This is a genomic window from Mesorhizobium waitakense, from assembly GCF_056431085.1.
In genome coordinates, this window is the sequence record NZ_JBWKME010000016.1 from 303,520 (window position 1) to 328,832 (window position 25,313).

Below are 25,313 nucleotides of genomic sequence, written 5' to 3' on the forward strand. Positions count from 1 at the left end.
GGCCTGACCCGTCACATCTGGCCGGTCATGCCCAGGGAACGGTCGCCTTCCGAAAACCCCTGACCTTCCGCCCAATCTCCAGCCAGCGAGCGCAGCCCGGTGAGCGCGACATCCAGGACATCCGACGAGACCGGATTGCTGGGATAGGCAAGGTAGATCGGGCGCTGGAACACCGGCGCGTTGTCGATGCGGCGCATTTCGCCGCGCTCGATATGCGTGCTGACGGCACTGAGCGGCAGGTAGGCCGCCGCCTGCCGAGACAGCACATGCTGCAGACCGATGAAGACCAGTCCGGCCGAGATGGCCGGCTTGACCATGCCGGCAAAGGCGCGGTCGTGCTCGATGCGGAATTCCAGCCCCCAGTCCATGAGGATGTAGTTTTCGGTCCAGGACTTCGTCTGCGCGGCATGCTGAACGAGCACGACCTGGTCGACCGCCAGCGTTTCGTAGACGATGCCTGGATGCGGGCGCGGCAGATAGAGGATGCAGATGTCGAGCAGGCCTTCCGCCAGCTGGTCGATCGCCAGATCCGGGAAACTGCCCTCCAGGCGCAGCGCCACGTTCGGCCGCCTGGCGCGCATCCAGTCGACCCATGGCGAGGTGATGCGGTCCCACAGATAGGCAGGGGCGGTCAGCCGCAGCAGCGTCTCGTAGCCATCGGGAACGGCGATGTCCTGCCGCGATTGCTCCCAGGTGCGGGTGATGGAGGAGGCATGCGGCAGGAACTGGCGGCCGGCCGGCGTCAGCGTCACGCCATCGCGGTCGCGCACGAAAAGCCGGCGCCCCAACTGTTCCTCCAGTCCCCGGATCCGCGCGCTGACGGTGGACTGGGCGAGGTTGAGCCGGCTGGCCGCGACGGTGAAGCTGCCATGGGCGGCAACTTCGAGAAAGCTGCGCAGATTTTCAGTGTCCATGCCTCACCCCTCGCATCGAAAATTTCGATGGCCCCTATCAAAAAATATCGCTTTGCGGCGGCAGTCAACAATGAACTAGATGGCAAACCCCAAGCCAAGCGAGGAATGCAGCCATGCCAAAGCATTTCAGGATGATCGACGCCGCTCGCCGGAATCTCACGGCAATCGAAAATTCCGCTGTCGATGAACTGCTCGCCGGCAGGATGGGCCGGCGCGATTTCCTGCGCCATGGCAGCGTGCTTGGCCTCTCCCTGCCGTTCCTCGGCGGCCTCGTTGCGGCAGCCGGCCTCGGCACGCAACAGGCCCGCGCCGAGGGCAAGCCAGGTGGCACGGTGCGCGCCGGCGTGGCCACGCCGGGCGGCGCCATCGATCCCGTCACCTATTATGACAGCGGCAGCTACCAGCTGGTTTTCCAGACCGCCGAGTTTCTCTGCATCACCCAGGCGGACCTCACCTTGAAGCCGGTGCTGGCGGAAAGCTGGGCGCCGAACGAGGATGGCAGCGTCTGGACCTTCAAGCTGCGCAAAGGTGTGAAATTCCACAATGGCGAGGACTTCAAGGCCGACGACGTCGTCGCGACCTTCGACCGGCTGGCCGATCCGAGCGGCGCCTCGAACGCGCTGTCGGTGTTCAAGGGCCTGCTGTCGAAGGGCGGCACAAGGAAGGTCGACGACCATACCGTCGCCTTCCATCTCGACGCGCCGAACGGCAGCTTTCCCTATTCGGTGTCGATCGACAATTACAACGCCGTCATCCTGCCGGCGAGCTACAAGGGCGACTACGAAAAGACGTTCGAGGGCACCGGACCGTTCCGGCTGGAGACCTACACGCCGAAGGTCGGCGCGACCTTCGTACGCAACCCCGACTATTGGGGCGAGAAGGCGCTGCCGGACCGTCTCGAATTCAAGTTCTACGGCGACGTGCAGCCGCGCATCCTGGCGCTGCAGGCCGGCGAGGTCGACATCCTCGACGCCGTTCCGCTCGACGTCAGCCAGGTCGTGCTGAACAGCCCCGACATCACGGTGCTGCGTGTGGCATCGACCGCGCATCGCCAGCTGCACATGCGCTGCGACACCGGCCCCTTCACCGACAAGCGCGTGCGCCAGGCGCTGGCATTGTGCATCGACCGCTCCAAGCTGGTCGATGGTCTGTGCCGCGGCATGGCGGCGACCGGCAATGACAGCCCGTTCGCGCCTGCCTTCCCGGCGACCGACAAGACGGTGCCGCAACGCGTCCAGGATATCGCCAAGGCCAAACAACTGCTCGAAGCGGCCGGCGTGGCCAGCGGCTTCGACATCACGCTGACGACGCTGCGTTATTCCGACATTCCCGGCTACGCGCAGCTGTTCCAGAACTTCGCCAAGGAAATCGGCGCCCGCATCGCGCTCAACATCGAGGACCAGGACAAGTACTACGGCAAGGCGGTATTCGGCCAGTCGGACTGGCTGGACAGCCCGCTCGGCATCACCGACTACGCGCATCGCAGCGTGCCCAATGTCTTCCTCAAAAGCCCGCTGGTCAGCGACGGCCCCTGGAACGCGGCGCATTTCAAGAGCCCGGCCTATGACGGCATGGTCACCAGCTATCTGAAGGCGCTCGACATCGGCGCACAGCGCAGCGCCGCTTCCGACATCCAGAAACTGCTGCTCGACGAGACGCCGGTCATTTTCAGCTATTTCCCCGACCTGCTGGTACCAGTGCGCAAGAATGTCAGCGGACTGCCGCCGATCGCCGCCGGGCTGCTGCTCGATCGCGTATCCATAGGCTGATCATGAACGTGATCACCAAGACCAAGAACCGGGAGAGTACCATTCGCAAGCGTCATCTGCGCGGCCGCGGGCCGCATTTTCCGCTGCTCGACAGCATCACCCAATATGATTTCGAGCCGGGTTATGTCGCCTTCACCATGCCGACGCAGAAGCGGCTGCGGGTGCAGGTCGGGTCGATGATTGTCGCCGACACGGTCAACGCGCTGGTGCTCTACGAGTCCGACCACCTGCCGGTCTATTATTTCCCGATGAGCGACGTGCGCGAAGAGTTTCTGTTGCCGAGCACAACGACGACCGAGAGCCCGTTCAAGGGCGTGGCGACCCACTACTCACTCAACACCGGCGTGACGCTGGTCGAGGACGCAGCCTGGCGCTACGCCGATCCGGTGAAGGGCAGCCCGCCGCTCGCCGACTACATGTCGTTCTACTGGAGCAAGATGGGCCACTGGTTCGAGGAGGACGAGGAGATCTTCGTGCATGCCCGCGATCCGTTCCGCCGCGTCGACTGCCTGCCGTCGTCACGGCGCGTGCAGGTCATTCTCGACGGTGAGCAGGTCGCCGATTCACGCCGTGGCGTGTTCCTGTTCGAAACCGGACATCCGGTGCGCCACTATCTGCCGATCTCCGATACGCGGCTCGATATGTTTGCGCCCAGCCGCTACATCTCACGCTGCCCCTACAAGGGCATCTCCAACTACTATCACGTGACGACCAAGGCCAAGCGCCACGAGAACCTCGTCTGGTACTATCCAGAGCCGGTGCACGAGGCGGAGCGGATCAAGGGGCTGGTCTGCTTCCACCACGAACTGGTCGACAAGATCCTCGTCGACGGCGTCGAAATCCCGAAGGAAGCCACGGCCGCGTCGGACGGCTATTTCTGAACGATGCAGAGCGCTTGATCGGAGCACGGCTCAGCGCGTACCCTCTCCGAGGCAGGGAGGGCTATCGATGGATCTTTTCAAACTGGACGGCGATGTCGCGCTGGTCACCGGCGCCGGCAGCGGCATCGGCCAGGCAATCGCGATCGGACTGGCCGAGGCAGGCGCCGACGTCGCCTGTTTCGGCCATGCTTCGAAAGGCGGGTTGGACGAAACCGCTCACCGGATCACGGCGCTCGGCCGCAAGGCGCTGGTGCTGACCGGCACGGTGACATCGCAGAGCGATCTCGCGACGGCGATCGATCGCCTTGAGAGTGAACTCGGTGCGCTGACCGTCGCCGTCAACAATGCCGGCATCGCCGGTTCGGAACCGGCCGAGACGCTGTCGCTGGAGACATGGCAGAAGGTGCACGAGGTCAATGTCGCCGGCGTGTTCCTGTCCTGCCAGGCCGAAGCCCGCAAGATGCTGGCGCGGCGCAAGGGCTCGATCATCAACATCGCCTCGATGTCGGGCACCATCGTCAACCGGGGCCTGACGCAAGCGCACTACAACTCCTCGAAAGCCGCCGTCATCCACATGTCGAAGAGCCTCGCCATGGAGTGGGCCGACCGCGGGCTGCGGGTCAATGTCGTCAGCCCTGGCTACACGCTGACGCCGATGAACAAGCGGCCGGAGGTGGCGGAAGAGGTCAAGATCTTCAAGCGCGACACACCGATGGGGCGCATGGCGGCGCCGGAGGAAATGGTCGGACCGACGGTGTTCCTGGCCAGCCGCGCGTCGAGCTTCGTCACCGGCCTCGACCTGATTGTCGATGGCGGCTATGTCTGCTGGTAAGATGGAAGATCGGCGACCGGGCTCGACTTCGCTTGGGGTCTGAAATTTTGCAACTCGCGGGCGTTAGTCGTTGCACGACATGAACGTTGGTATATATACTTTCATCCTATGAAACGGTCCTGGCGAGATGGGGCTTGCCGGGCCGACAGCCGAGATCATGGGACCTTGATGGCTCGCACCTTGCAGGGCGCCGCAAGACTGGAAATTGATCCGCAGGTGATCGCTTCCGCAGCGATCCGTCGGTAGCCATGACGCTGACCCTCCAGTCCTATTCGACCATCAGCAGAATTGAGCACTGTCTTGCCTGCCTTGGCCAAAGCCAGGGCGACAATTCGGCGCCGACGGCCTTGCGCAACGACCAGCCTTTCCAACACAATCAAGAAAAGCCGCAAGAAGGGAACGAACGATAATTTTCACAGCTTGAAGGAGAACAAGCATGTCATTTCGCAGCCAGATCTCGAAACTGTCGATGGGCGCGGTCGCGCTCGCGTCCCTAAGCCTGCTGACACCTTCCGCCCAAGCCGCAGCACCCGAATCCAACGACCCGATCAAGATCGCGCTGTTCGACTGGACCAGTGTCAACCTGAACGCCAAGATCCTCGGCGGCATCCTGGAAAAGCTCGGCTATACCGTCGAATACCCGACCGCGGACTACCTCTCCAGCCTGACCACCGGCCTCACCAATGGCGACCTCGATGTCGGCCTGGAGTTCTGGGACACGACCGCCGGCGAAGCCATGAAAGCCTCAGACGCGACCGGCCAGACCGAACGGCTCGGCAAGCTCGGGCCCAAGGCCAAGGAAGAGTGGTGGTTTCCCGACTACATGAAGGAAAAGTGCCCGGGCTTGCCCAATTGGGAAGCGCTGAAGGACCCGAAATGCGCCGAAGCATTTTCGACGGCGGAGACCGCACCCAAGGGTCGCTATCTCGGCGGCCCGGTGACCTGGGAAGGCTTTGACGACGAGCGTGTCGAGGCGCTGAAACTGCCCTTCACCGTCATCCATGCCGGCACCGACGCGGCGATGTTCGCCGAGCTGGACTCGGCCTACCAGCGCAAGGCGCCGATCATGCTGTGGATCTATTCGCCGCATTGGGCACCGGCCAAGTACAAGGGCGAATGGGTGCAGTTCCCCGAATACACACCCGAATGCTACAATGACCCGAAATGGGGCGTGAACCCGGACGCCAAATATGATTGCGGCAAGCCGCATGGCGAGATCTGGAAGTACTCCTGGTCCGGCATGAAGGACAAATGGCCGGTCGCCTACAAGGTGGCGAAGGCGTATACGATCGACACCGATGAGCTCAACAAGATGAGCGGCGAGATCGACCTCGGCGGCAAGACGCCGGAAGACGTCGCGGCCGCCTGGATCGCTGCCCACGAGGCAGATTGGAAAGCCTGGGCGCAGTGATTGTTCCGACTGGAGAGATGAGACCCGGCTGTTGATCGGCCGGGTCTCGATTCCTGATATTCCAGAAGGACGATTGGATGACGGATAGGACTGAACAGGCACCGACACAGCCGGGCAAGGATGCCCGCCCGATAAAGCTCGCCTGCCGCAATGTCTGGAAATTGTTCGGATCGAACGCGGCTAATTTCATCCGCGAGCGCGATGGCAAGGCCAGCATGGCCGACGTCACTGCCGCCGGGCTGGTTGGGGCCGTGCGGGCAGTCGACCTTGAAATCCGCCAGGGCGAGATCTTCATCATCATGGGCCTTTCAGGCTCCGGCAAGTCGACGCTGGTGCGCTGCATGTCGCGGCTGGTCGAGCCGACGCACGGCAAGGTCGAATTCGAAGGCAACGACCTGCTGAAAATCTCGGATGCGGCACTTATCGAATTGCGGCGCCACCGGATGGGCATGGTGTTCCAGAATTTTGCGCTCTTGCCGCATCTCAACGTGCTGGAAAACATCGCCTTTCCGCTCAGCATCCAGGGACAAGACCGGCCGACGCGCGAAGCGCGGGCGCGTGAGGTCATCGAGCTCGTCGGATTGCGTGGCCGCGAACATTTCTACCCGCGCGAGCTTTCCGGCGGCCAGCAGCAGCGTGTCGGCATCGCCCGCAGCCTCGCGACCAAACCGGAAATCTGGTTTCTCGATGAGCCGTTCTCGGCGCTCGACCCATTGATCCGCCGCGAGATGCAGGACGAGTTGATGCGGCTGCAGACCATGCTGCACAAGACCATCGTCTTCATCACCCATGATTTCGACGAAGCGATCCGGCTGGCCGACCGCATCGCCATCATGAAGGACGGCGAGGTCATCCAGATCGGCACGCCGGAAGAGCTGGTGGTCAACCCGGCGACCGACTATGTCGCCGAGTTCACCCGCGATGTCGACCGCGCCAAGGTGATCTCGGCGCGTAGCCTGATGCGCGCCTGCGACGGCGCCGAGCATGGCGGCACCGTTGCGCCGGATGCCAAGATCGCAAGCTTTTCGGCCAGCATCGTCTCGGCCGGCAAGCCGTTCGCGGTGGTCAACGGCACCGGCAAGCCGATCGGCGAAGTCACGCCGCAAGCGGTGATCGACCTGCTGGCCGGCATCGATCGTTCGAGGGCCGGCGCATGACGGTGACGGCTGGCGCCAGCGAGGCAAGGGCGCGTCCGGTTCAGATCTGGCTGATCGTCTGGGCCTCGGCGCTTGCCGCCGTGCTTGTCGTGTTCCTGCTGCAGGACAGCCTGCCCTGGGCTGTCAATTATCCCGCCAGCGCAATCGTGCCGGTCGCCGACTGGGTCAGCGCCTTGATGGGCTGGATCAAGTCGAACCTGTCATGGCTGACGCGCTCGATCACCGCGGTGCTCGGCGTGCCGCTCGACTTCGCGCTCAACCTGCTGGCCAAGAACTTCAAGATCGGTCACGGCGCCGACGCCTATGTCTTGCCGCGCCTGTCCTGGGTCGGCGTCTGCGCTGCTGCCTTCCTTGCCGGGCATGCCGCCGGTGGCCGGAATCTCGGCATGCTGGTCGGCGGCTGTTTCCTCTACATCGCGCTGTTCGGCCAATGGACCAGCGCCATGCTGACGCTGGCGCTGATCTCCATCGCCGTGCCTTTCTGCATCGTCACCGGCCTGTTCGCCGGCATCTGGGCATGGCGCAAACCATGGGCGGAAAGGCTCATCGTCTCCCCTGCCCTTGACCTGATGCAGACGATCCCGACCTTCGCCTATCTGATCCCGATGCTGCTCCTGTTCGGCAACAGCCCGGTTTCGGCGATGATCGCGACCGCCATCTTCGCCACGCCGCCTATGGTGCGGGCGACGATGCTTGGGCTGTCGCGGGTGCCCTCCGAGATCGACGATTTCAGCGAGATGGCCGGCTGCACGGCGCGGCAGAAACTGTGGCGGGTGCTTTTGCCCTCGGCGCGGCCGACGCTGATGGTCGGCGTCAACCAGGTGATCATGCTGGCGCTGAACATGGTGATCATCGCTTCGATGATCGGCGCCGGCGGGCTCGGCTACGACGTGCTCTTGGCGCTACGCGCGCTGAAGGTCGGCGAGGCGATGGAAGCCGGTCTCGCCATCGTCGCGCTGGCGATTGCACTCGACCGGCTGAGCCAGGCGATCGCGCACAAGCAGGCAAAGGGCCATGTCCACCGGGAAGTGAGCCCCAGCTTTTGGCGGCGCTATCCCAATTTGACGCTGGCTATCGCCATCCTTGTAGTCACCACGCTGCTCGGCCTGTTCGTGCCCGCCTTCGCGGCCGTGCCGAAGGCGATCACCTTCACCACCGCGCCGCTGTGGAAGGCAGCGGTGAACTGGATCACCATCAACTTCTTCGACGCGATCGAGGCGTTTCGCGTGGCGCTGATCCTCAACGTGCTGAACCCGCTGCGCGCCTTTTGCGAAGGCTTTCCGTGGCTGGGCGCGGTGTGCCTGCTCGCCCTTGCCGGCTATCAGCTCTCCGGCCTGCGGCTCGCGGCCCTGGTTGCCGCCCTCACCGCTTTCTGCGCCATCACCGGGCTGTGGGAAAAGACCATGGCGACGGTCTATCTCTGTGGCATCTCGGCCTTCATCGCTTGCCTGATCGGCATCCCCATTGGCCTGATGGCCTCGCGCAGCGACCGTTTCGAGAAGATCGTCACGCCGATCATCGACACGCTGCAGGTGCTGCCATCCTTCTGCTTCATCATCCCGGTGGTGATGCTGTTCCGGGTCGGCGACGTCACCGCGATGATCGCAACGGTCGCCTTCGCCGTGGTGCCGGCCATCCGTTACACCAATCACGGCATCCGCCAGGTGCCGCCAGCGCTGATCGAGGCGGCAAAAGTGTCGGGTTGCACGCCGCGCCAGACCTTCTTTCGTGTGCAGCTGCCGCTGGCGCTGCCCGAAATTATGCTGGGCGTGAATCAGACGATCCTGATGGCGCTGGCGATGATCATCATCTGCGCCATGGTTGGCACCCGCGACCTCGGCCAGGAAGTGTTCATCGCGCTGTCCAAGGCCGATTCCGGCCGCGGCATCGTCGCCGGCCTCGCCATCGCCTTCATCGGCATCGTCGCCGACCGGCTGTTCAACGCCTGGACGGCGAAGGCGCGGGCAAGGCTGGGTTAGTCCAATTTGGTGCCGAATGTCTGAGCCAGGCGAGCCGCCCTTTACCGTCCTCGTTTTCGACATGGCCAGAACCGGCGAGCCGGACGGCGAACATCTCGTCCTGGGCTTCGACACGCTGGAGGCGGCGACGGCCTTCGCCGTCGCGCGGGTTCGCGCCTCGGTGGAGGAGCTGCGCAAACCCGGCATCGCGGCCGCTGAGCTGCGCCAGCTATGGCATCTCTACGGCGAAGACTGCTCGGTGTTGGGCAATCCGGTGCGCGGCGGCGATCTTCTCGACGAATTCATCGCAACGCCGGCGACGCCTGCCGAATGCGACTGGCAGGCGCTGGCGCCAAGGCTGCGCCGCTTCCGTGCCACCCTGTTGATCTCCAACGACAATGACGAGTCGGTCTGGGCCGGAGGCTTTTTCCGCGAGCCGTACAGGCTGTCGGGGCAAGGCCTGCTCGACCGGTTCCGTGACGACGCCATCGCCGCCTTCAATCGCAAGGGCATCGTGCCGGCGGTGCCGACCAAAATCCTTGTCGCCAATCATTTCGAGCTTCCCGACCCGCCACATCCACTGCCAGGCGATATCAGGCCGCTGCGATGCTGGAAGATCGAGATCGAATTTGTCTGCCACGATGTGAAATTCGGCGCCAACGCCAACGGCATCTTCGCATGGCCCGAAGAGCCGGGCGGACCTGCCCTAGCCGCGATGACATTCCTGCTGATGGCAGACACGCTGGCACTGCGCGGCGATGGCCCCAACTTTGCGAACACCAGCGACGTGCTGTCGCTCAAGGTGACGGAGACCGACGCTCCGCCCGACTATCCGCTGGATTGAAGCCGGCGCGCCTCGCTACTCCGCCGCGACGCCTTTCACCTCGAGATAGCTCTCCATGGAATCATCCAGCGCCTGAAGCCAGGGCGTATGGTGCAGCGGCGCCATGGTGCCGGTCATCAGCGAGCGATAGGCGTGGTCGCGGAAGCTCATGATGTCTTCCCCCTTGTGGTGCTCCCACTCCATGAAGGTCTTGTTGACCGCCTCGACGTCGAAGCCTGGATAATCGGTTTGGTCCATCAATTCCTTGGTGTAGTCGCCCTGGAACCAGATCATCTGCTCGGCGTCTTCCAGCGTTTCCTCGCGCGCCCGCCATTTTGCGCCGTGCGCGGCCATCGCCTCGGCCGACGGCAATTTGATACGGCCTATGATGACGTCGCGGGCGAACCAGGCCTGCGCGTCGAACATGTTGAAGGTGTAGAACTGATCCTGCATGCCGATGAAGGACAGCTTCGGGTTCTTCTCCCAGACGATGCCCTCATAGAGCCCGTCCGGCCACATGCGGTTGGCGGTCTTGAGCTTCAGATCCTCGGTGAGGAAAGGGAAGGAGTGGAGATAGCCGGTGCACAGGATGATGGCATCGACATCCTTGGTGCTGCCGTCCTTGAAATGGGCGGTCTTGCCGACGACCTTTTGCAGCAGCGGCACCTCTTTCCAGTTCTCCGGCCATTTGAAACCCATCGGCTTCGAACGATAGCTGGAGGTGATCGATTTGGCGCCGTATTTGTAGCACTGCGAACCAATGTCCTCGGCCGAATAGGAGCGGCCGATGATCAGGATGTCCTTGCCCTTGAATTCCATGGCGTCGCGGAAATCATGGCTGTGCAGGATGCGGCCGTTGAAGGTCGAAAACCCCTCGAAATAGGGCACGTTGGGCACCGAGAAATGCCCGGAGGCGACGACGACATTGTCGAACTCTTCCGAATAGGTGATGTCGTTGGTGCGGTCATGCGCGGTGACGGTGAATTTCTTCGTCGTCTCGGAGAAGGTCACCATGCGCACCGGGCTGTTGAAGCGCACCCATTTGCGCACGCCGGATTTCTCGACGCGGCCCTTGATGTAATCCCACAGCACGGCGCGCGGCGGATAGGAGCCGATCGGCCGGCCGAAATGCTCCTCGAAGGTGTAGTCGGCGAATTCCAGGCATTCCTTCGGTCCGTTCGACCAGAGGTAGCGGTACATCGAGCCGTGCACGGGATCGCCATGCTCGTCGAGGCCGGTGCGCCAGGTGTAGTTCCACAGGCCGCCCCAGTCGGACTGCTTTTCGAAGCAGACGATCTCGGGAATGTCGGCGCCCTTGTCGGCGGCCGACTTGAAGGCCCTGAGCTGTGCCAGGCCGGACGGCCCGGCTCCGATAACGGCAACGCGACTTTTCATTGCAGGCCTCCCGATCTGATTTCGACTTTTTGTTTGACGCAATCCCGGACGGAAAACCGTTTCACACTTTTCCTGGAATTGCTCTTACGAAACAAATTTCACTCACAGGACAGTAATTGGCCCGTTCGTGCTGTCAACAGTTCCTGTGTCGAAACAGCGTTTCAGCTGTGAGGATTTCGCGCAAAACCTCGCGCGACCAAACACGGGATCGGGTGCATGCGCCTTCAGGCGACTTGCCGTCGCGGTTGCGCTCATGTATCGGCACCTGACATGTTCACCTAGAGTGAAATAAATCCGCAGAGTCCGAGGGCGACATGGCGAACAAGATTTCCGATCCCAAGCCTGGTGCCGGCCATGCCGGCGCAAAGGCCAAGCCGCTGCCCAAGGTTTCGTCGGACGGCAAGACCATCCGGGCGCCGCTGACGCAGAACCCGCACGCCATTCGCGACACCCGCGAAAAAGTGCTGGAGGTCGCGATCGGCCGCGAGGTGCGGGCGTTCCGCAAGAAGCTCGGCATCACCGTCGCCGATCTGGCGGTCGCCACCGACATTTCGCTGGGCATGCTGTCGAAGATCGAGAACGGCATCACCTCGCCGTCGCTGACCACCTTGCAGGCGCTGTCGCGGGCGCTCGGCGTTCCGGTCACCGCCTTCTTCCGCCGCTTCGAGGAAGAGCGCAGCGCCGTCTTCGTCAAGGCCGGCGAAGGGCTAGACGTCGAGCGTCGCGGCACGCGCGCCGGTCACCAGTACAATCTGCTCGGCCATATCGGCTCCAACACCAGCGGCGTCGTCGTCGAACCCTATTTGATCACGCTGACCGAGGATTCGGACGTGTTCCCGACCTTCCAGCATGAGGGCATGGAGTTTCTCTATATGCTCGAAGGCGAGGTCGTCTACCGGCATGGCAGCAACCTCTATCCGATGAAGCCCGGCGACAGCCTGTTCTTCGACGCAGACGCGCCGCACGGGCCCGAACAGCTGACGCAGCTCCCGATGCGCTACCTCTCGATCATCTGCTATCCGCAGAACAGCGCGGGTTAGTCCGGCCCGAAGCCCGGCGATGTCGGACTGCCGTCGTCGAGCTTCGACAGCCACTCGACCAGTGTCGGGCGATACCGCGTCAGGCCCTTGTAGTTGGCGAGTTCGTCCGGAAGGTCTCGGATGACGCGGTGCAGGCGCCGTGCCCATTTCGGCTGCGTCACCAGTTCGTCCATCTTGATCAGATAGCAACGAATCGGAAAGACGATGCCGTTCGAGCGCGGCAGCCGCCAGAAACTCTGCAACTCGACGCGCAGGTGCACCTTGTCGCCGACATTCTCCGGCGTCACCGTCGTCCGGTCCGGACCCCATTTGTGATAATTTTCCGGGCTGGTATCGAGGCGCGGATTGATGGTCATCGTCCAATTCAGGCGCCGCGCCGGCTTGCCTTGCTGGATGTTGGTGAGGAATTTCAGCGCCCGGGTGAAAATCCCCTTTTCATGCGCCAGCGGCACCGGCGCGTGCCATTCGAAGAAGTTCATGCCGATGTCGAAGTCGAGCGACCAGTCGGCCTGGGTGGTGACCATGCCGGCATCCATCCACAGATTGCCGTCGCGCTGGTCGAGGATGCAGAAATCGCCCTGGCTCTGCCGGGTGATGTACTCCATCGGCCCGTAGGGCAGCGTCGAGGTGTCGCCGAAGGTGAAGGTGTCGTCGATGCCGAGCGGCCGGTTGATCCAGCGCCAGCGATCGCCGTCGCGCGTCAGCGTGAAATGCTCGGGATAACCCAGCGCCTGCTGCTCCATCAGGAGTTCCAGCAGGTCCCAGCCGGCCAGCGTCATGTGCGGCAGCGACTGGCAGCGCAGCGGATCCTCGGCCAGCACCAGCGCACGGTCCTGCATCTCGGCAACATAGTGCTCGTCGACGTCGATCAGGTTTTCCAGCACGCTGCCCTTGGGTCCAACGACATGCGGCTCGATGTTGACCGCATACATGTAGGCGTCTTCGTGGAACGGGAACGGGAACCGCCGGATGTGCTCCGGGCTGTTCTTGAAGGTGAAATCGTCGCGGAACGTTTCCTTGCGAAAGGTGATTCCCAAGCTCGCCTCCTATCTTTCCAGCACCAGCGACCGGCCCTCGAAGCGCGACACGCACGGCATGATCTTGCAGCCCGAGCGGTGGTCTTCCTCACTCAGCCAGTGGTCGTTGTGGATGAACTTGCCGTCATACGAGATGACATTGGTTTCGCACTGGCCGCAGACGCCGCCACGGCAGAGATAAGGCGGATCGACGCCGGCTGCCTCGATCGCTTCGAGCAGGCTCTGCTGTTCATCGACCCTGATCGTCTTGTCGCTGACGGCAAGCGTCACGTCGAACGGCAGCCCGGGCTGGGGTGCCGCGAAATGCTCGAAATGCACGGTCTCCGACGGCCAGCCCAGGGTGGCGGCGCGCTCACGCACCCAGTTGATCATGCCGGCAGGACCGCAGACATAGAGATGCGTGCCGAGCGGTTGCGACGACAACAGCCGGTCGAGCTCGATGCGCTCGTCAAGGTCGTCATGATAGAGCCTTATCCGCCGGTCGTAACGCTCGCGCAGCAGTTCGGCATAAGTGCCGAGCGAGGCGGTGCGGCAGGTGTAGTGCAGTTCGAAATTGCCGCCTTCCGCCGCCAGCTGCGCGGTCTGCGCCATGAACGGCGTGATGCCGATGCCGCCGGCCAGCATCAGGTGCTTTTTGGCGCGCAGGTCGAGCGAGAACAAATTGACCGGATAGCTGACTACCATTTCATGGCCAGGCTTGACATTCCTGTGCATGAACAGCGAGCCACCGCGGCCGACATCGTCGCGGCGCACGCTAATCGTATATTCGCGCGTGTCGAGCGGCGAGCCCATCAGCGAATAGGGATTGAGCCGGGTGCGCTCGCCGTCGCGCATCTCGACCACGACATGGGCGCCGCCGGAAAAGGTCGGCAAGAGCTGGCCGTCGCGGCGGCGGAAATGGAAGCGGGTGACGAGGTCGTTGACCGGGACCACATCGCTGACCACGACATCGAGTTTTGTTGTTCCGGTGCTCATCGAAAAATCTCCTCCATCGGAGGAATCTCGCTGCGATCCTCGGCGTTGATGCAGACACCCTGGAACGCCGCGATGCGCCTGGAATAATGGTCGCGCACCAGGAGCAGCAGGCCGCAATGCGCGCAGGTCGCCGGCTGCGTCGTCACGTTCTCGGTGATGCCCTTGCAATGCACGCACTGCATGCGCCGTGCCAGCGAACCGCGATGCTCGGTCTGGATCGAGGTGTGATCGATGCCGTCTTCAAGGGCGGCCTGCATTGCCTGGCCGATCAGGCCTTCGGTGCCGGAGAGATAGAGGCGCAGGCCCATATGCGCATTGGCCAGCGTCTGCCTGAGCCGCGGCAGCAGGCTGGCAAAGGACGGCGCCTCATGAAACTGCGCCGGCTTAAGCGCTTCGAGCGCGGCAACGTGTTTGCGGTCAGGGCCAGGGATGAAGACGATTTCGGCCCCGTCGAAAAACCCTGGCGGGGTCCGCTCGGCCATCTTCCCTATCGCCAGCGCGCCCTCCGCATCTGCAACGAAAAGATGGTGCTTGCCGGGCTGTGGAGACAGCGTTCCGTAAACGGGCCGGCTGATGATGCTTTTGGCTGCCATTTAAGTCTTCGTGCCTCGAACCCCTCGCTGTTGATTATGCCTCAACCTTTGGCCGTGCGCTTGGTCTTCTTGGGATCGTCGAAGGGGAGCGGCTGCGCCGTCGCCTTGATCGAACCGCTTTTGTTGCGGATCTCGAGCTTGGTGTCCTTGACCGCGCAGTCGACGTCGAGCCGGGCGATGCCCATGGATTTCTTCACCAGTGGCGAATACATGGCGCAGGTCACCACGCCGACCTTCTTGCCGTCGCGATAGACCGGCGCGCCCTCGTCGGCCGGCTCCTTGCCGTCGAGCAGAACGCCATAAATCTTGAAGCGTTCCTTGCCCTTGAGGCGGTAGTGCTCCTCGGCGCCACGGAAGCCAGTCTTGCCGGGGCTGACGGTGAAGTCGAGGCCGAGCTCCCACAGCGTGTCGCCGGGACCTTCGTTGTCGAACGGGTATTTCTGCGAATTGTCGTAGGGATAGAACAAGAGGTAGCTCTCGACGCGCAGCATATCGAGCGTGGTGAAGCGGCACGGAATGATGCCGGCACTCTTGCCCTCGTCGAGAATCCTGTCCCAGATCGTGCCGGCATCCTGGCCACGGCAGAAGATCTCGTAGCCGCGCTCGCCGGTGTAGCCGGTGCGTGAAATCATCACCGGAAAGCCGAACAGCTGCGTCTGCATGTGATGGAAATAGTTGAGATCGCGAATAGCAGGCACATGCTTGGCCAGATAGTCGACAGCGGTCGGCCCCTGCAGCGACAGGTCATGCAGATTGTCATCGAAGCGCAAGGAGACGTCGCGCCCGACGGAAGCGCGCTGCAACTCCTCATGGCCGGTGCCGGAGCCATGCACGACCATCCAGGAATTCGGTCCGGTGCGGTAGAGGATGCAGTCGTCGGTGAACTTTCCCGCCTCGTTCAGCATGCAGGCATAGGCCGACTTGCCGGGATAGATCTTCTCGACGTCACGCGTGGTGGCCAGATCGATCAGGTGCGAGGCGTGCGGCCCGATGATGTGGACCTTCTTGAGGCCCGAAACATCCATCAGCCCGGCCTTGGTGCGGATGGCGACGTACTCTTCGTCGGCGTCCTTGTCGTAGGTCCAGGCAGTCCCCATGCCGCTCCAGTCTTCGAGCTTCGAACCAAGGGCGCGATGGCGATCCGCCAGGGTTGAAAATCTCCAGGATGCCGTCATCCGCTCGTCCTCCGTTTCGAAAAATCGTTTGCTGTTCCCTGCCCCCTGCGCAGTGGCGGGGGCTTTGGCCGAATATTGACCGCAAACATTCGGGCGCCGCAATACCCATAAGCAATTAATTTCATTGTCAGGCAAAATCGGTCGCACGCAGCAAACGGTTAACCCAACGTAAAATCGGCTTGACAATTGCTGAAATCGGACGGAATTTATGAAAAAAATTTCACTCTCTTGAAAGATGGCGACGCGCGGTGGATTCGGAACCGGGCGTCGGAAAAAGGGGAAAACCGATGTCAGACATGCAGCAGCGCATTGAAGCGCTGTACCGTTCCGATGTGCGCGGATCCGTGCTCCTGATCGTCTGCCTGTGGGCGACGATCCTCTTCGTCCTCCTCATGACGTGGCCATACATCCCCGACAGCGGCATCAAGGTCGTCGTCGCGATCGCGGCGGCCGCCGTGCTGATCTTCAACACGGCCGCCATCCTGGCGATGGTCAAGCACTACAAGGAAGACAAGGACTTCATCTACGGGCTCGACATCAAGAACGCCGACGCGTTCCGCAACCGCAAGTCCTGAAGGGGTAGAAGATATGTCGCGCTACAAACCGCCGGAGCAGAGCAAGGCCGGACAGATTTTCGATATCGTCGTCGTTGTCGTCGCCATCTTCGTCGCCCTGTGGCTGCCGCTGAAACTCGGGCTGGCGGGTGCGGCGAAATCGATCGACGCACTCGATACCAAGACCTGGGAGGCGCTCGGCCAGAACGCGACCATGGCCTCGATCTGGGAAAAGCTCGGCTACACGCCCGAGACCGCGCACGACATCATCCAGAACCGCTTCCACTATGTCATCGACTGGCCGACGCTGATCATCATGGCCGCGGTGCTTGTCGGTTATTTCGTCTTCCTGTTCCGCGCCTCCGACCGCGAATATCGCGAAGTCATCAACGAAAAGTTCGACGACAAGTAAAAACTTTCCAAAAACAATCGGGGGACACGATCATGTGGATGGCACTCTCCTACGCATGCTGGGGCATCTCGATCGTGCTTGCCCTGTGGATGCTCTACGACTGGTTCAAGGTCGACACGACCTTCTCAGAAGAGGTGCTGACCTCGTCGCGCGAAGGCGAATTGGAAGCCGTTTCCGAAAAACACCGGATATGAGTGGGGATTGAACAATGACGATCACACTTGAACCGGTAATCCACGGGGACAGGGTCTCACTGCTGCGGGTGCTCGGCCCGGCCCATGTCTGGGCGCTCGGAGTCGGCATCGTGCTGGTCGGCGAATTCACCGGCTGGAATTTTGCCGCCGACAAGGGCGGCGCACTCGCCGCGCTGATCGTCTGCTGGCTCGTCGGACTGCTCTACACCTCGGTCGCGATGATCGATTCCGAAGTGACATCGACCGTCGCCGCCGCCGGCGGCCAGTATGCGCAGGCAAAGCACATTGTCGGGCCGCTGATGGCCTTCAATGTCGCGCTGTTCCTGGTCTTTGCCTACACCATGCTCGAAGTGTCCGACGCCATCCTGCTCGGCGACACCATCGTCGCCAAGGCGGGGGTCGAAGGGCTCACCCACAATTCCTTCATCGCCGCCACCATCGTGGTGCTGGCGTGGCTGAACTATCGCGGCGTGCTGATGACGCTGAACGTCAACTTCGTCATCACCGCAATCGCCTACATCTCTATCGTCATCCTGTTCTTTTCGGTCAGCCCGTGGACGCAGGGCGCCGTGCTGAAGCTCAACGAACTGGTCACGCCCGCCAATGCCCTGCCCTATGGCTGGATCGGCGTCATCGCCGCCTTCCAGTTCGGCATCTGGTACTATCTCGGCATCGAGGGCACGACGCAGGCCGCCGAGGAAGTGCGCTCGCCGGCCCGCTCGCTGCCCTACGGCACGATGGCCGGCATGATCACGCTTTTGATCGCCGCCGCCATGACCTGGTATGTCTGCGCCTCGATGATGCCGTGGGAATATCTGGGCATCACTTATTACCCGCTGTGGGACGCCGGCAAGCTGACCGGCAGCCCGTTGCTCGAGAACCTGTTGTTCATCGCGACGCTGCTTGCAGCACTTGCCTCCGCCAATGGCTGCATCAACGACGCGGCGCGCGCCTGGTTCTCGCTCGGCCGCGACCGCTATCTGCCGACATGGTTCTCGGCCGTGCATCCGAAATATCGCACGCCCTATCGCTCGATCCTGTTCCTGTTGCCGATCGCGCTCGCCTTCGCCTTCATCGCCGACCTCAACCAGGCGATCACCTTCTCGATCCTGTCGGGCGTGCTGCAATACACGTTCATGAGCATCAACATCATCATGTTCAGGAAGAAATGGCCGCTCGGCTCGATCCGCCGCGGCTACACGCATCCGTTCCATCCGCTGCCGGCGATCGTGCTGTTCTGCCTGTGTGTGGTGACCTTCTTCGCCATTTTCCTCGGCTTCGGCTCGCAGCTGATCGCCATGGTCGCCTTCTATTTCCTGATCTCGCTATGGTTCCATTTCTACCGCTACAAGTTCGTGCGGCGTGGCGATCAGTTCACCATGCCGTGGCCGAAGCCGCAGGGTTATTGATGGGAGTAGGCCCGTCCGGAACCTGGACGGGCCAGGCATGACAAAATGTCCGAGGTGACGTCAGCACTCTTTGCCGGGGCAATTGTCCTGGCCCTCGTCCTTCATCTTGCCTGGCTGGCACGCGCCAGCCGCAACAGGGCGTCAGTGGCGCTCGCCATCGGCCATGCCAGCGTTCGTACCGTCATTGCCGACGCTGCCGATGTTTCGGACGGCACCGCCGGTGTCATCACATGGGAAGGTTCCTGGAAGGGCCGACACGTCCAGGTGCGCACGATCGTCGATACGCTGGCAACACGAAAACTTCCGGCACGCTGGCTGAGCGTCTCGATCACCGAGGCCGTGTCGGTGCCCGGCACCTTCGACATGATGATGCGGCCCGGCTCGCCGACGACCTTCTCCAATTTCGATCATCTCGACCATACGCTGCCGAAGGCTCCTGGATTTCCGGCCGAAGCAGTGCTGCGCACCGACCGCAGGGGCGCGCGTTTTCCCCAAGCTATCATCGCCAGCCATGTCGAGATCTTCTCCGAAGGGCGCGCCAAGGAGCTGCTGATCACGCCCAAGGGCATACGCATCGTCTGGCTGCTCGCGGAGGCCGAGCGGGCACGCTACGGCGTGTTCCGGCAAGCCGAATTTGGGGATTCGACACTCGATGCAACGCTGATCGAAAGACTGCTGGTATCGGTGTCGGCGCTTCGCGACGCCATCAACAAAAGCGATCGGCAGGCCGCATGAGCAGTTCCGTCACTGTACCCGCCCCACCCAACCCGTATCTGGTGCTCGGCGCGGCAATCGTGCTGCCGGCAAGCGGACATGTCATTCTGGGCGTGCCGGTGCGCGGCCTGCAATTTCTTTTCTTCATGGTGATCCTGGCATGGGTCACCGCCAAGATCGCGCCGCCGGACGCCAGCTTCGTCGGCCGTCATGCCGGCGGCTTCCTGATCTATGCGCTGTCGATCCTCGACGCCTACAGAATAGCCCGCATCCGCACCGCCAAATGGGTTCACAAGGTTCGGCGAGACAATGATGGTGCGCAGAGCGGCATTGAGACACATACGTAACTGGAGGAATATTTTTTTCATACGATTGAATTCGGGAGACTCATTCGGTACATCATCTCAGAGCTGCAAACACCGGGAGGCTGACATGTGTGGAATTGTCGGACTGTTTTTGAAGGACAAGTCGCTGGAACCCCAGCTTGGCTCGATGCTGTCGCAGATGCTGATCTCGCTCAGCGATCGCGGTCCGGACAGCGCCGGCATCGCCATCTATGGCGCGCCTTCCAGGAATGAGGCCAAGATCACCATCCAGTCGGCCAAGCCGGAGCGCGATTTCCGCGGCCTCGAGGCCGAACTCGCCAAGGCCATCGGCACGCCGGTGACGATCACTGTCAAATCGACCCATGCGGTCGTCAGGACCACGCCTGCCAAGATCGACGAGGCGCGCGAGGCGATCCAGGCGCTGCGCCCCGACATCCGCATCATGGGCGCCGGCGACGTGGTCGAAATCTACAAGGAGGTCGGCCTGCCGGAGGCGGTGGTCGACCGCTTCGATGTCCGCAGCATGACCGGCACGCATGGCATCGGCCATACCCGCATGGCGACGGAATCGGCGGTGACGACGATGGGCGCGCATCCGTTCTCGACCGGCGCCGACCAGTGCCTGGTGCACAATGGTTCGCTGTCCAACCACAACAATGTCCGCCGCGAACTGATCCGCGAAGGCATGACCTTCGAGACCGAGAACGACACCGAGGTCGCGGCCGCCTATCTCTCCTCGCAGATGGCGCATGGCAAGAATCTCGGCGAAGCGCTGGCGGGCACGCTCTCCGACCTCGACGGCTTCTTCACCTTCGTCGTCGGCACCAAGAACGGCTTTGGCGTCGTGCGCGATCCGATCGCCTGCAAGCCCGCCGTGATGGCCGAGACCGACCAGTATGTCGCCTTCGGCTCGGAGTATCGCGCGCTGACCAAACTGCCCGGCATAGACAATGCGAGGGTCTGGGAACCCGAGCCCGCAACCGTCTATTTCTGGGAGCATTGAGTTCATGCCGGCAACCAAGCTTTCAAAGACGGCGGCGCACGACCACGCTTCCCGGGTCTTCGACCTCGACCAGATGTCGTTGCGCGAGCTCAACCAGGCGCTGCACAATCTGGCGCCCGGCTCGAACGAGACGGCGTGGGAAGTGCTCAACCCGAAAGGCAACCATTCGGTCGCCGTCGGCGTCGACCAGCCTGTTACCATCGATGTGCGCGGCAGCGTCGGCTATTATTGCGGTGGCATGAATTCCGGCAGCGCCATCACCGTGCATGGCTCGGCCGGGCCCGGCGTCGGCGAGAACATGATGTCGGGTTCGATCACCGTCAAGGGCGATGCCAGCCAGTATGCCGGCGCCACCGGCAAGGGTGGCCTGCTGGTCATCGAAGGCAATGCCTCGTCGCGTTGCGGCATTTCGATGAAAGGCATCGACATCGTCGTGCACGGCAATATCGGCCACATGTCGGCCTTCATGGCGCAGTCCGGCAATCTGGTGGTGCTGGGCGATGCGGGCGATGCGCTGGGCGATTCCATCTACGAGGCGCGACTGTTCGTGCGCGGCAAGGTCGACAGCCTCGGTGCCGACTGCATCGCCAAGGAGATGCGGGCCGAACACCTGGAGTTGCTGCAAGGCCTGCTCGACCGCGCCGGCGTAACCGGCGTCAAGCCGTCGGACTTCAAACGCTACGGCTCGGCGCGCACGCTCTACAATTTCAATATCGACAACGCCGATGCGTATTGAGGCAGCATGACCTACAGGAACCCGCCGACGACGCCGCGCAAATCCGCGACCTTCGACGACTACACGCTTTCCGAGATCCGCCGCGCCGCGGCGACGGGGATCTACGATATCCGTGGCGCCGGCGCCAAGCGCAAGCTGCCGCATTTCGACGACCTGCTGTTCCTCGGCGCCTCGATTTCGCGCTATCCGCTGGAAGGCTATCGCGAGCGCTGCGACACCAGCGTCGTGCTCGGCTCGCGCCATGCCAAGAAGCCGATCGAACTCAAGATCCCGATCACCGTCGCCGGCATGAGCTTCGGCTCGCTATCCGGCCCGGCCAAGGAAGCGCTCGGACGCGGCGCGACCCTGTCGGGCACCTCGACCACGACGGGCGATGGCGGCATGACCGAGGAAGAGCGCGGCCATTCGAAGACGCTGGTCTACCAATACCTGCCGTCGCGCTACGGCATGAACCTGCGCGACCTGCGCCGTGCCGATGCCATCGAAGTCGTCGTCGGCCAGGGCGCCAAGCCCGGCGGCGGCGGCATGCTGCTCGGCCAGAAGATTTCCGACCGCGTCGCCGAAATGCGCACGCTGCCGAAAGGCATCGACCAGCGCTCGGCCTCGCGCCACCCCGACTGGACCGGGCCCGACGATCTCGAGATCAAGATCCTCGAACTGCGCGAAATCACTGACTGGGAAAAGCCGATCTACGTCAAGGTCGGCGGCGCCCGCCCCTATTACGATACGGCGCTTGCCGTGAAAGCCGGCGCCGATGTCGTCGTCGTCGACGGCATGCAGGGCGGCACGGCGGCCACGCAGGAAGTGTTCATCGAAAATGTCGGCCAGCCGACGCTTGCCTGCATCAGGCCGGCGGTGCAGGCACTGCAGGATCTCGGCATGCACCGCAAGGTGCAGCTGATCGTCTCCGGCGGCATCCGCAACGGCGCCGATGTCGCCAAGGCGCTGGCGCTGGGCGTCGATGCGGTCTCGATCGGCACGGCTGCCCTTGTCGCGCTCGGCGACAACGATCCACGCTGGGAGGCCGAGTACAACGAGCTCGGCACCACGGCGGGCGCCTATGACGACTGGCACGAGGGCCGCGACCCGGCCGGCATCACCACCCAGGACCCGGAACTGATGAAGCGCGTCGACCCGGTCGCCGCCGGGCGCCGGCTGGCGAACTATCTCAAGGTGATGACACTGGAAGCTCAGACTATCGCGCGCGCGTGCGGCAAGAACAGCCTGCACAATCTCGAACCCGAGGACCTCGTCGCGCTGACGATCGAGGCCGCCGCCATGGCCGGCGTGCCGCTGGCCGGCACCAACTGGATACCGGGAAAGAACGGCTTCTAATCAACGAAGGGCCGAAGCCCACACGCTCTGGGGCCACCAATCGACAAAAAATGGGGAACTTCCGTGACAGCTGATCTTGCAGAATTCGCAAGGGCGAAAAACGTCAAATATTTCATGATTTCCTACACCGACCTGTTCGGTGGCCAGCGTGCCAAGCTGGTTCCGGCGCAGGCCATCGCCGACATGCAGAAGGACGGCGCCGGCTTTGCCGGGTTCGCCACCTGGCTTGATCTGACACCGGCACATCCCGACATGCTGGCGGTACCGGATCCAGACTCCGTCATCCAGTTGCCGTGGAAGCCGGAAGTCGCGTGGGTCGCCGCCAACTGCATCATGGACGACAAGGAGGTCGACCAGGCGCCGCGCAACACGCTGAAGCGGCTGATCGCCGAGGCGGCGAGCGACGGCATGCACGTCAAGACCGGCGTCGAGGCCGAGTTCTTCCTGATCTCGCCGGACGGCAAGACGATTTCCGACGAATACGACACGGCGTCGAAGCCCTGCTACGACCAGCAAGCAGTGATGCGCCGCTACGATGTCATCGCCGAGATCTGCGACCATATGCTGGCGCTCGGCTGGGGCGCCTACCAGAACGACCATGAGGATGCCAACGGCCAGTTCGAGATGAACTGGGCCTTCGACGATGCGCTGGCGACCGCCGACAAGCATTCCTTCTTCAAATTCATGGTCAAGTCGATCGCGGAAAAGCATGGCCTGCGCGCGACTTTCATGCCGAAACCCTTCCAGGGCCTGACCGGCAATGGCTGCCACGCTCATATCTCGGTGTGGGACAAGGCCGGCAAGACCAACGTCTTTGCCGACAATGCGATGGAACTCGGCCTGTCGGCCAAGGGCAAGAATTTCCTCGGCGGCATCATGAAGCATGCTTCCGCGCTTGCCGCGATCACCAACCCGACGGTCAATTCCTACAAGCGCATCAACGCACCGCGCACCATTTCGGGCGCGACCTGGGCACCGAACACGGTGACCTGGACCGGCAACAACCGCACCCACATGGTGCGCGTGCCCGGCCCCGGCCGTTTCGAACTGCGCCTGCCCGACGGCGCGGCCAACCCCTATCTGCTGCAGGCGGTCATCATCGCCGCCGGCCTCGACGGCATCCGCTCGAAGGCCGATCCCGGCAAGCGCTACGACATCGACATGTACCAGCACGGCCATACCGTGAAGGGCGCGCCGAAGCTGCCGCTCAACCTGCTCGACGCGCTGCGCGAGTTCGACAAGGACAAATCGCTGAAGGCGGCGCTGGGTGAGGAATTCTCGTCGGCCTACCTAAAGCTGAAGCACCAGGAATGGAATTCCTATGCTTCGCACTTCACGCAATGGGAGCGCGACCACACGCTGGATATCTAACTCCCAGCGAATGCGAGCGACCTCGGAATGAACTGATGAAATACTCGATCTTCTCGCTCGCCCGCGCCGCCCTGTCCGGCCACAAGAACTGGCAGCGCACCTGGCGCGACGCCACGCCGAAGGATCGCTACGACGTGGTGATCATCGGCGGTGGCGGCCATGGCCTGGCGACCGCCTGGTTCCTCGCCAGCGAGTACGGAATCAAGAATGTCGCCGTGCTGGAAAAGGGCTGGATCGGCTCCGGCAATGCCGGCCGCAACACCACCATCATCCGCTCCAATTACGGCCTGCCCGGCAACACCGGCTTCTACGAATTGTCGATGAAGCTGTGGGAGCGAATGGAGCAGGACCTCAACTACAACACGATGGTCAGCCAGCGCGGCGTCATCAACCTCTACCATTCCGACGCACAGCGCGACGCCTATGCGCGGCGCGGCAACACCATGCGCATCAATGGCATCGATGCGGAACTGCTCGACCTCGCCGCGGTCAAGAAGATGATCCCGTTCCTGAACTTCGACAATGCGCGCTTTCCCGTGCAAGGCGGGCTCTTGCAGCGGCGTGGCGGCACGGCGCGCCACGATGCCGTGGTCTGGGGCTATGCCCATGCGGCGAGCGCGCTCGGCGTCGACATCATCCAGAACTGCGAGGTGACCGGCTTTACCCGCGACGCCAACGGCAAGGTGACCGGCGTCGAGACCTCGCGCGGCAAGATCGGCGCCGGCAAGGTCGGCATGGCGGTCGCCGGCAGTTCGTCGCGAGTCGCGGCGATGGCGGGCCTGCGCCTGCCGATCGAAAGCCATGTGCTGCAGGCCTTCGTCTCCGAAGCGATCAAGCCGCTGATCCCCGGTGTCATGACCTTCGGTGCCGGCCATTTCTACGTCAGCCAGTCGGACAAGGGCGGGCTGGTCTTCGGCGGCGACATCGACGGCTACAATTCCTACGCCCAGCGCGGCAACATGCCTGTGATGGAGGATGTCTGCGAGGGCGGCATGGCGCTGATGCCGATGATCGGCCGTGTGCGCCTGCTGCGCCAGTGGGGCGGCATCATGGACATGTCGATGGACGGATCGCCGATCATCGACAAGACGCCGGTCGACGGACTCTATCTCAACGCTGGCTGGTGTTATGGCGGCTTCAAGGCGACGCCGGGATCGGGCTTTGTCTTTGCCCATCTGCTAGCCCGCGACACGCCGCACGAAGAAGCCGCGCGGTTCCGCCTCGACCGCTTCCGGACTGGCGCGATGATCGACGAAAAGGGCCAGGGCGCCCAACCGAACCTGCACTGAGGACGGACAG

The 25,313-nt window shown here is 62.8% G+C and carries 26 protein-coding genes; 20 read left to right on the top strand and 6 right to left on the bottom strand.

Going from position 1 to position 25,313, the window contains the following annotated elements:
• Window positions 1-11: 11 nt before the first annotated feature.
• Window positions 12-914 carry a LysR family transcriptional regulator gene (locus AC07FD_RS04020; RefSeq protein WP_478348742.1) on the bottom strand — a complete coding sequence of 301 codons (903 nt, stop codon included), beginning with the start codon at window positions 912-914 and terminating at the stop codon, window positions 12-14.
• A gap of 113 nt (window positions 915-1,027) precedes the next feature.
• Here AC07FD_RS04020 and AC07FD_RS04025 point away from each other — a divergent pair, with 113 nt between their 5' ends.
• The 8 genes from AC07FD_RS04025 to AC07FD_RS04060 all read left to right on the top strand — a co-directional run bounded on the left by AC07FD_RS04025 (window position 1,028) and on the right by AC07FD_RS04060 (window position 9,766).
• Window positions 1,028-2,683: an ABC transporter substrate-binding protein gene (locus AC07FD_RS04025; RefSeq protein WP_478348743.1), complete on the top strand. Its 1,656-nt coding sequence runs from the start codon at window positions 1,028-1,030 to the stop codon at window positions 2,681-2,683.
• Between the two features lie 2 nt (window positions 2,684-2,685).
• A complete protein-coding gene (locus tag AC07FD_RS04030) occupies window positions 2,686-3,564 on the top strand; it encodes a DUF427 domain-containing protein (RefSeq protein WP_478348744.1) in 879 nt (292 codons plus the stop codon).
• A 67-nt stretch (window positions 3,565-3,631) separates the two neighbouring features.
• Window positions 3,632-4,396, top strand: a complete 765-nt coding sequence (locus AC07FD_RS04035; RefSeq protein ID WP_477300694.1) for an SDR family oxidoreductase — start codon at window positions 3,632-3,634, stop codon at window positions 4,394-4,396.
• 248 nt (window positions 4,397-4,644) lie between these two features.
• Window positions 4,645-4,806, top strand: a complete 162-nt coding sequence (locus AC07FD_RS04040) for a hypothetical protein (RefSeq protein WP_478348745.1) — start codon at window positions 4,645-4,647, stop codon at window positions 4,804-4,806.
• Window positions 4,807-4,832: 26 nt separating this feature from the next.
• Complete coding sequence (locus AC07FD_RS04045) at window positions 4,833-5,807, top strand: ABC transporter substrate-binding protein (protein WP_478348746.1); 975 nt, start codon at window positions 4,833-4,835, stop codon at window positions 5,805-5,807.
• Between the two features lie 77 nt (window positions 5,808-5,884).
• Complete coding sequence (locus AC07FD_RS04050) at window positions 5,885-6,964, top strand: quaternary amine ABC transporter ATP-binding protein (protein WP_478348747.1); 1,080 nt, start codon at window positions 5,885-5,887, stop codon at window positions 6,962-6,964.
• Window positions 6,961-8,943, top strand: a complete 1,983-nt coding sequence (locus AC07FD_RS04055) for an ABC transporter permease (RefSeq protein ID WP_478348748.1) — start codon at window positions 6,961-6,963, stop codon at window positions 8,941-8,943. Before AC07FD_RS04050 ends, AC07FD_RS04055 begins: the two co-directional genes overlap by 4 nt.
• Before the next feature lie 16 nt (window positions 8,944-8,959).
• Complete coding sequence (locus AC07FD_RS04060) at window positions 8,960-9,766, top strand: hypothetical protein (RefSeq protein WP_478348749.1); 807 nt, start codon at window positions 8,960-8,962, stop codon at window positions 9,764-9,766.
• A 15-nt stretch (window positions 9,767-9,781) separates the two neighbouring features.
• Here AC07FD_RS04060 and AC07FD_RS04065 read toward each other — a convergent pair whose 3' ends face one another.
• On the bottom strand, window positions 9,782-11,140 hold the full coding sequence (locus AC07FD_RS04065; RefSeq protein ID WP_478348750.1) for an NAD(P)-binding domain-containing protein: 1,359 nt from the start codon (window positions 11,138-11,140) through the stop codon (window positions 9,782-9,784).
• 314 nt (window positions 11,141-11,454) lie between these two features.
• Between AC07FD_RS04065 and AC07FD_RS04070 the strand changes: the two genes are divergently transcribed.
• The gene (locus AC07FD_RS04070) at window positions 11,455-12,180 is read left to right on the top strand and encodes a helix-turn-helix domain-containing protein (protein ID WP_478348751.1); all 726 of its coding nucleotides are present in this window, start codon (window positions 11,455-11,457) and stop codon (window positions 12,178-12,180) included.
• Here AC07FD_RS04070 and AC07FD_RS04075 read toward each other — a convergent pair.
• Genes AC07FD_RS04075 through AC07FD_RS04090 form a run of 4 tightly spaced genes read right to left on the bottom strand, consistent with a single transcriptional unit; the run spans window position 12,177 to window position 15,960 of the window.
• Complete coding sequence (locus AC07FD_RS04075) at window positions 12,177-13,217, bottom strand: heme-dependent oxidative N-demethylase family protein (RefSeq protein WP_457153360.1); 1,041 nt, start codon at window positions 13,215-13,217, stop codon at window positions 12,177-12,179. The genes AC07FD_RS04070 and AC07FD_RS04075 overlap by 4 nt on opposite strands.
• 9 nt (window positions 13,218-13,226) lie before the next feature.
• Complete coding sequence (locus AC07FD_RS04080) at window positions 13,227-14,192, bottom strand: PDR/VanB family oxidoreductase (protein ID WP_478348752.1); 966 nt, start codon at window positions 14,190-14,192, stop codon at window positions 13,227-13,229.
• Entirely contained in the window at window positions 14,189-14,785 is a 597-nt protein-coding gene (locus AC07FD_RS04085; protein ID WP_478348753.1) for a dimethylamine monooxygenase subunit DmmA family protein, read from the bottom strand. The genes AC07FD_RS04080 and AC07FD_RS04085 overlap by 4 nt, the downstream gene beginning before the upstream one ends.
• A 41-nt stretch (window positions 14,786-14,826) precedes the next feature.
• Entirely contained in the window at window positions 14,827-15,960 is a 1,134-nt protein-coding gene (locus tag AC07FD_RS04090; protein ID WP_478348754.1) for an aminomethyl transferase family protein, read from the bottom strand.
• A 287-nt stretch (window positions 15,961-16,247) separates the two neighbouring features.
• Between AC07FD_RS04090 and AC07FD_RS04095 the strand changes: the two genes are divergently transcribed.
• The 11 genes from AC07FD_RS04095 (at window position 16,248) to AC07FD_RS04145 (ending at window position 25,303) form a co-directional block, all read left to right on the top strand.
• Window positions 16,248-16,535 carry a hypothetical protein gene (locus tag AC07FD_RS04095; protein ID WP_095088227.1) on the top strand — a complete coding sequence of 96 codons (288 nt, stop codon included), beginning with the start codon at window positions 16,248-16,250 and terminating at the stop codon, window positions 16,533-16,535.
• Window positions 16,536-16,548: 13 nt separating this feature from the next.
• Window positions 16,549-16,926, top strand: a complete 378-nt coding sequence (locus AC07FD_RS04100; RefSeq protein WP_478348755.1) for a hypothetical protein — start codon at window positions 16,549-16,551, stop codon at window positions 16,924-16,926.
• Window positions 16,927-16,958: 32 nt separating this feature from the next.
• A complete protein-coding gene (locus AC07FD_RS04105; protein ID WP_095088222.1) occupies window positions 16,959-17,120 on the top strand; it encodes a hypothetical protein in 162 nt (53 codons plus the stop codon).
• 14 nt (window positions 17,121-17,134) lie between these two features.
• Window positions 17,135-18,529: an APC family permease gene (locus AC07FD_RS04110; RefSeq protein ID WP_478348756.1), complete on the top strand. Its 1,395-nt coding sequence runs from the start codon at window positions 17,135-17,137 to the stop codon at window positions 18,527-18,529.
• Window positions 18,530-18,574: 45 nt separating this feature from the next.
• Window positions 18,575-19,264: a hypothetical protein gene (locus AC07FD_RS04115; protein WP_478348757.1), complete on the top strand. Its 690-nt coding sequence runs from the start codon at window positions 18,575-18,577 to the stop codon at window positions 19,262-19,264.
• A complete protein-coding gene (locus tag AC07FD_RS04120; protein WP_478348758.1) occupies window positions 19,261-19,590 on the top strand; it encodes a hypothetical protein in 330 nt (109 codons plus the stop codon). The genes AC07FD_RS04115 and AC07FD_RS04120 overlap by 4 nt, the downstream gene beginning before the upstream one ends.
• 85 nt (window positions 19,591-19,675) lie before the next feature.
• Window positions 19,676-20,572, top strand: a complete 897-nt coding sequence (locus AC07FD_RS04125) for a class II glutamine amidotransferase (RefSeq protein ID WP_478348759.1) — start codon at window positions 19,676-19,678, stop codon at window positions 20,570-20,572.
• A 4-nt stretch (window positions 20,573-20,576) separates the two neighbouring features.
• Window positions 20,577-21,308: a GltB/FmdC/FwdC-like GXGXG domain-containing protein gene (locus AC07FD_RS04130; RefSeq protein ID WP_095088211.1), complete on the top strand. Its 732-nt coding sequence runs from the start codon at window positions 20,577-20,579 to the stop codon at window positions 21,306-21,308.
• Between the two features lie 6 nt (window positions 21,309-21,314).
• Entirely contained in the window at window positions 21,315-22,643 is a 1,329-nt protein-coding gene (locus tag AC07FD_RS04135) for an FMN-binding glutamate synthase family protein (RefSeq protein ID WP_027023053.1), read from the top strand.
• A 63-nt stretch (window positions 22,644-22,706) separates the two neighbouring features.
• Window positions 22,707-24,014, top strand: a complete 1,308-nt coding sequence (gene glnT / locus AC07FD_RS04140) for a type III glutamate--ammonia ligase (protein ID WP_478348760.1) — start codon at window positions 22,707-22,709, stop codon at window positions 24,012-24,014.
• Between the two features lie 35 nt (window positions 24,015-24,049).
• A complete protein-coding gene (locus tag AC07FD_RS04145; RefSeq protein WP_477300724.1) occupies window positions 24,050-25,303 on the top strand; it encodes a sarcosine oxidase subunit beta family protein in 1,254 nt (417 codons plus the stop codon).
• The last annotated feature ends 10 nt before the right edge of the window (window positions 25,304-25,313 follow it).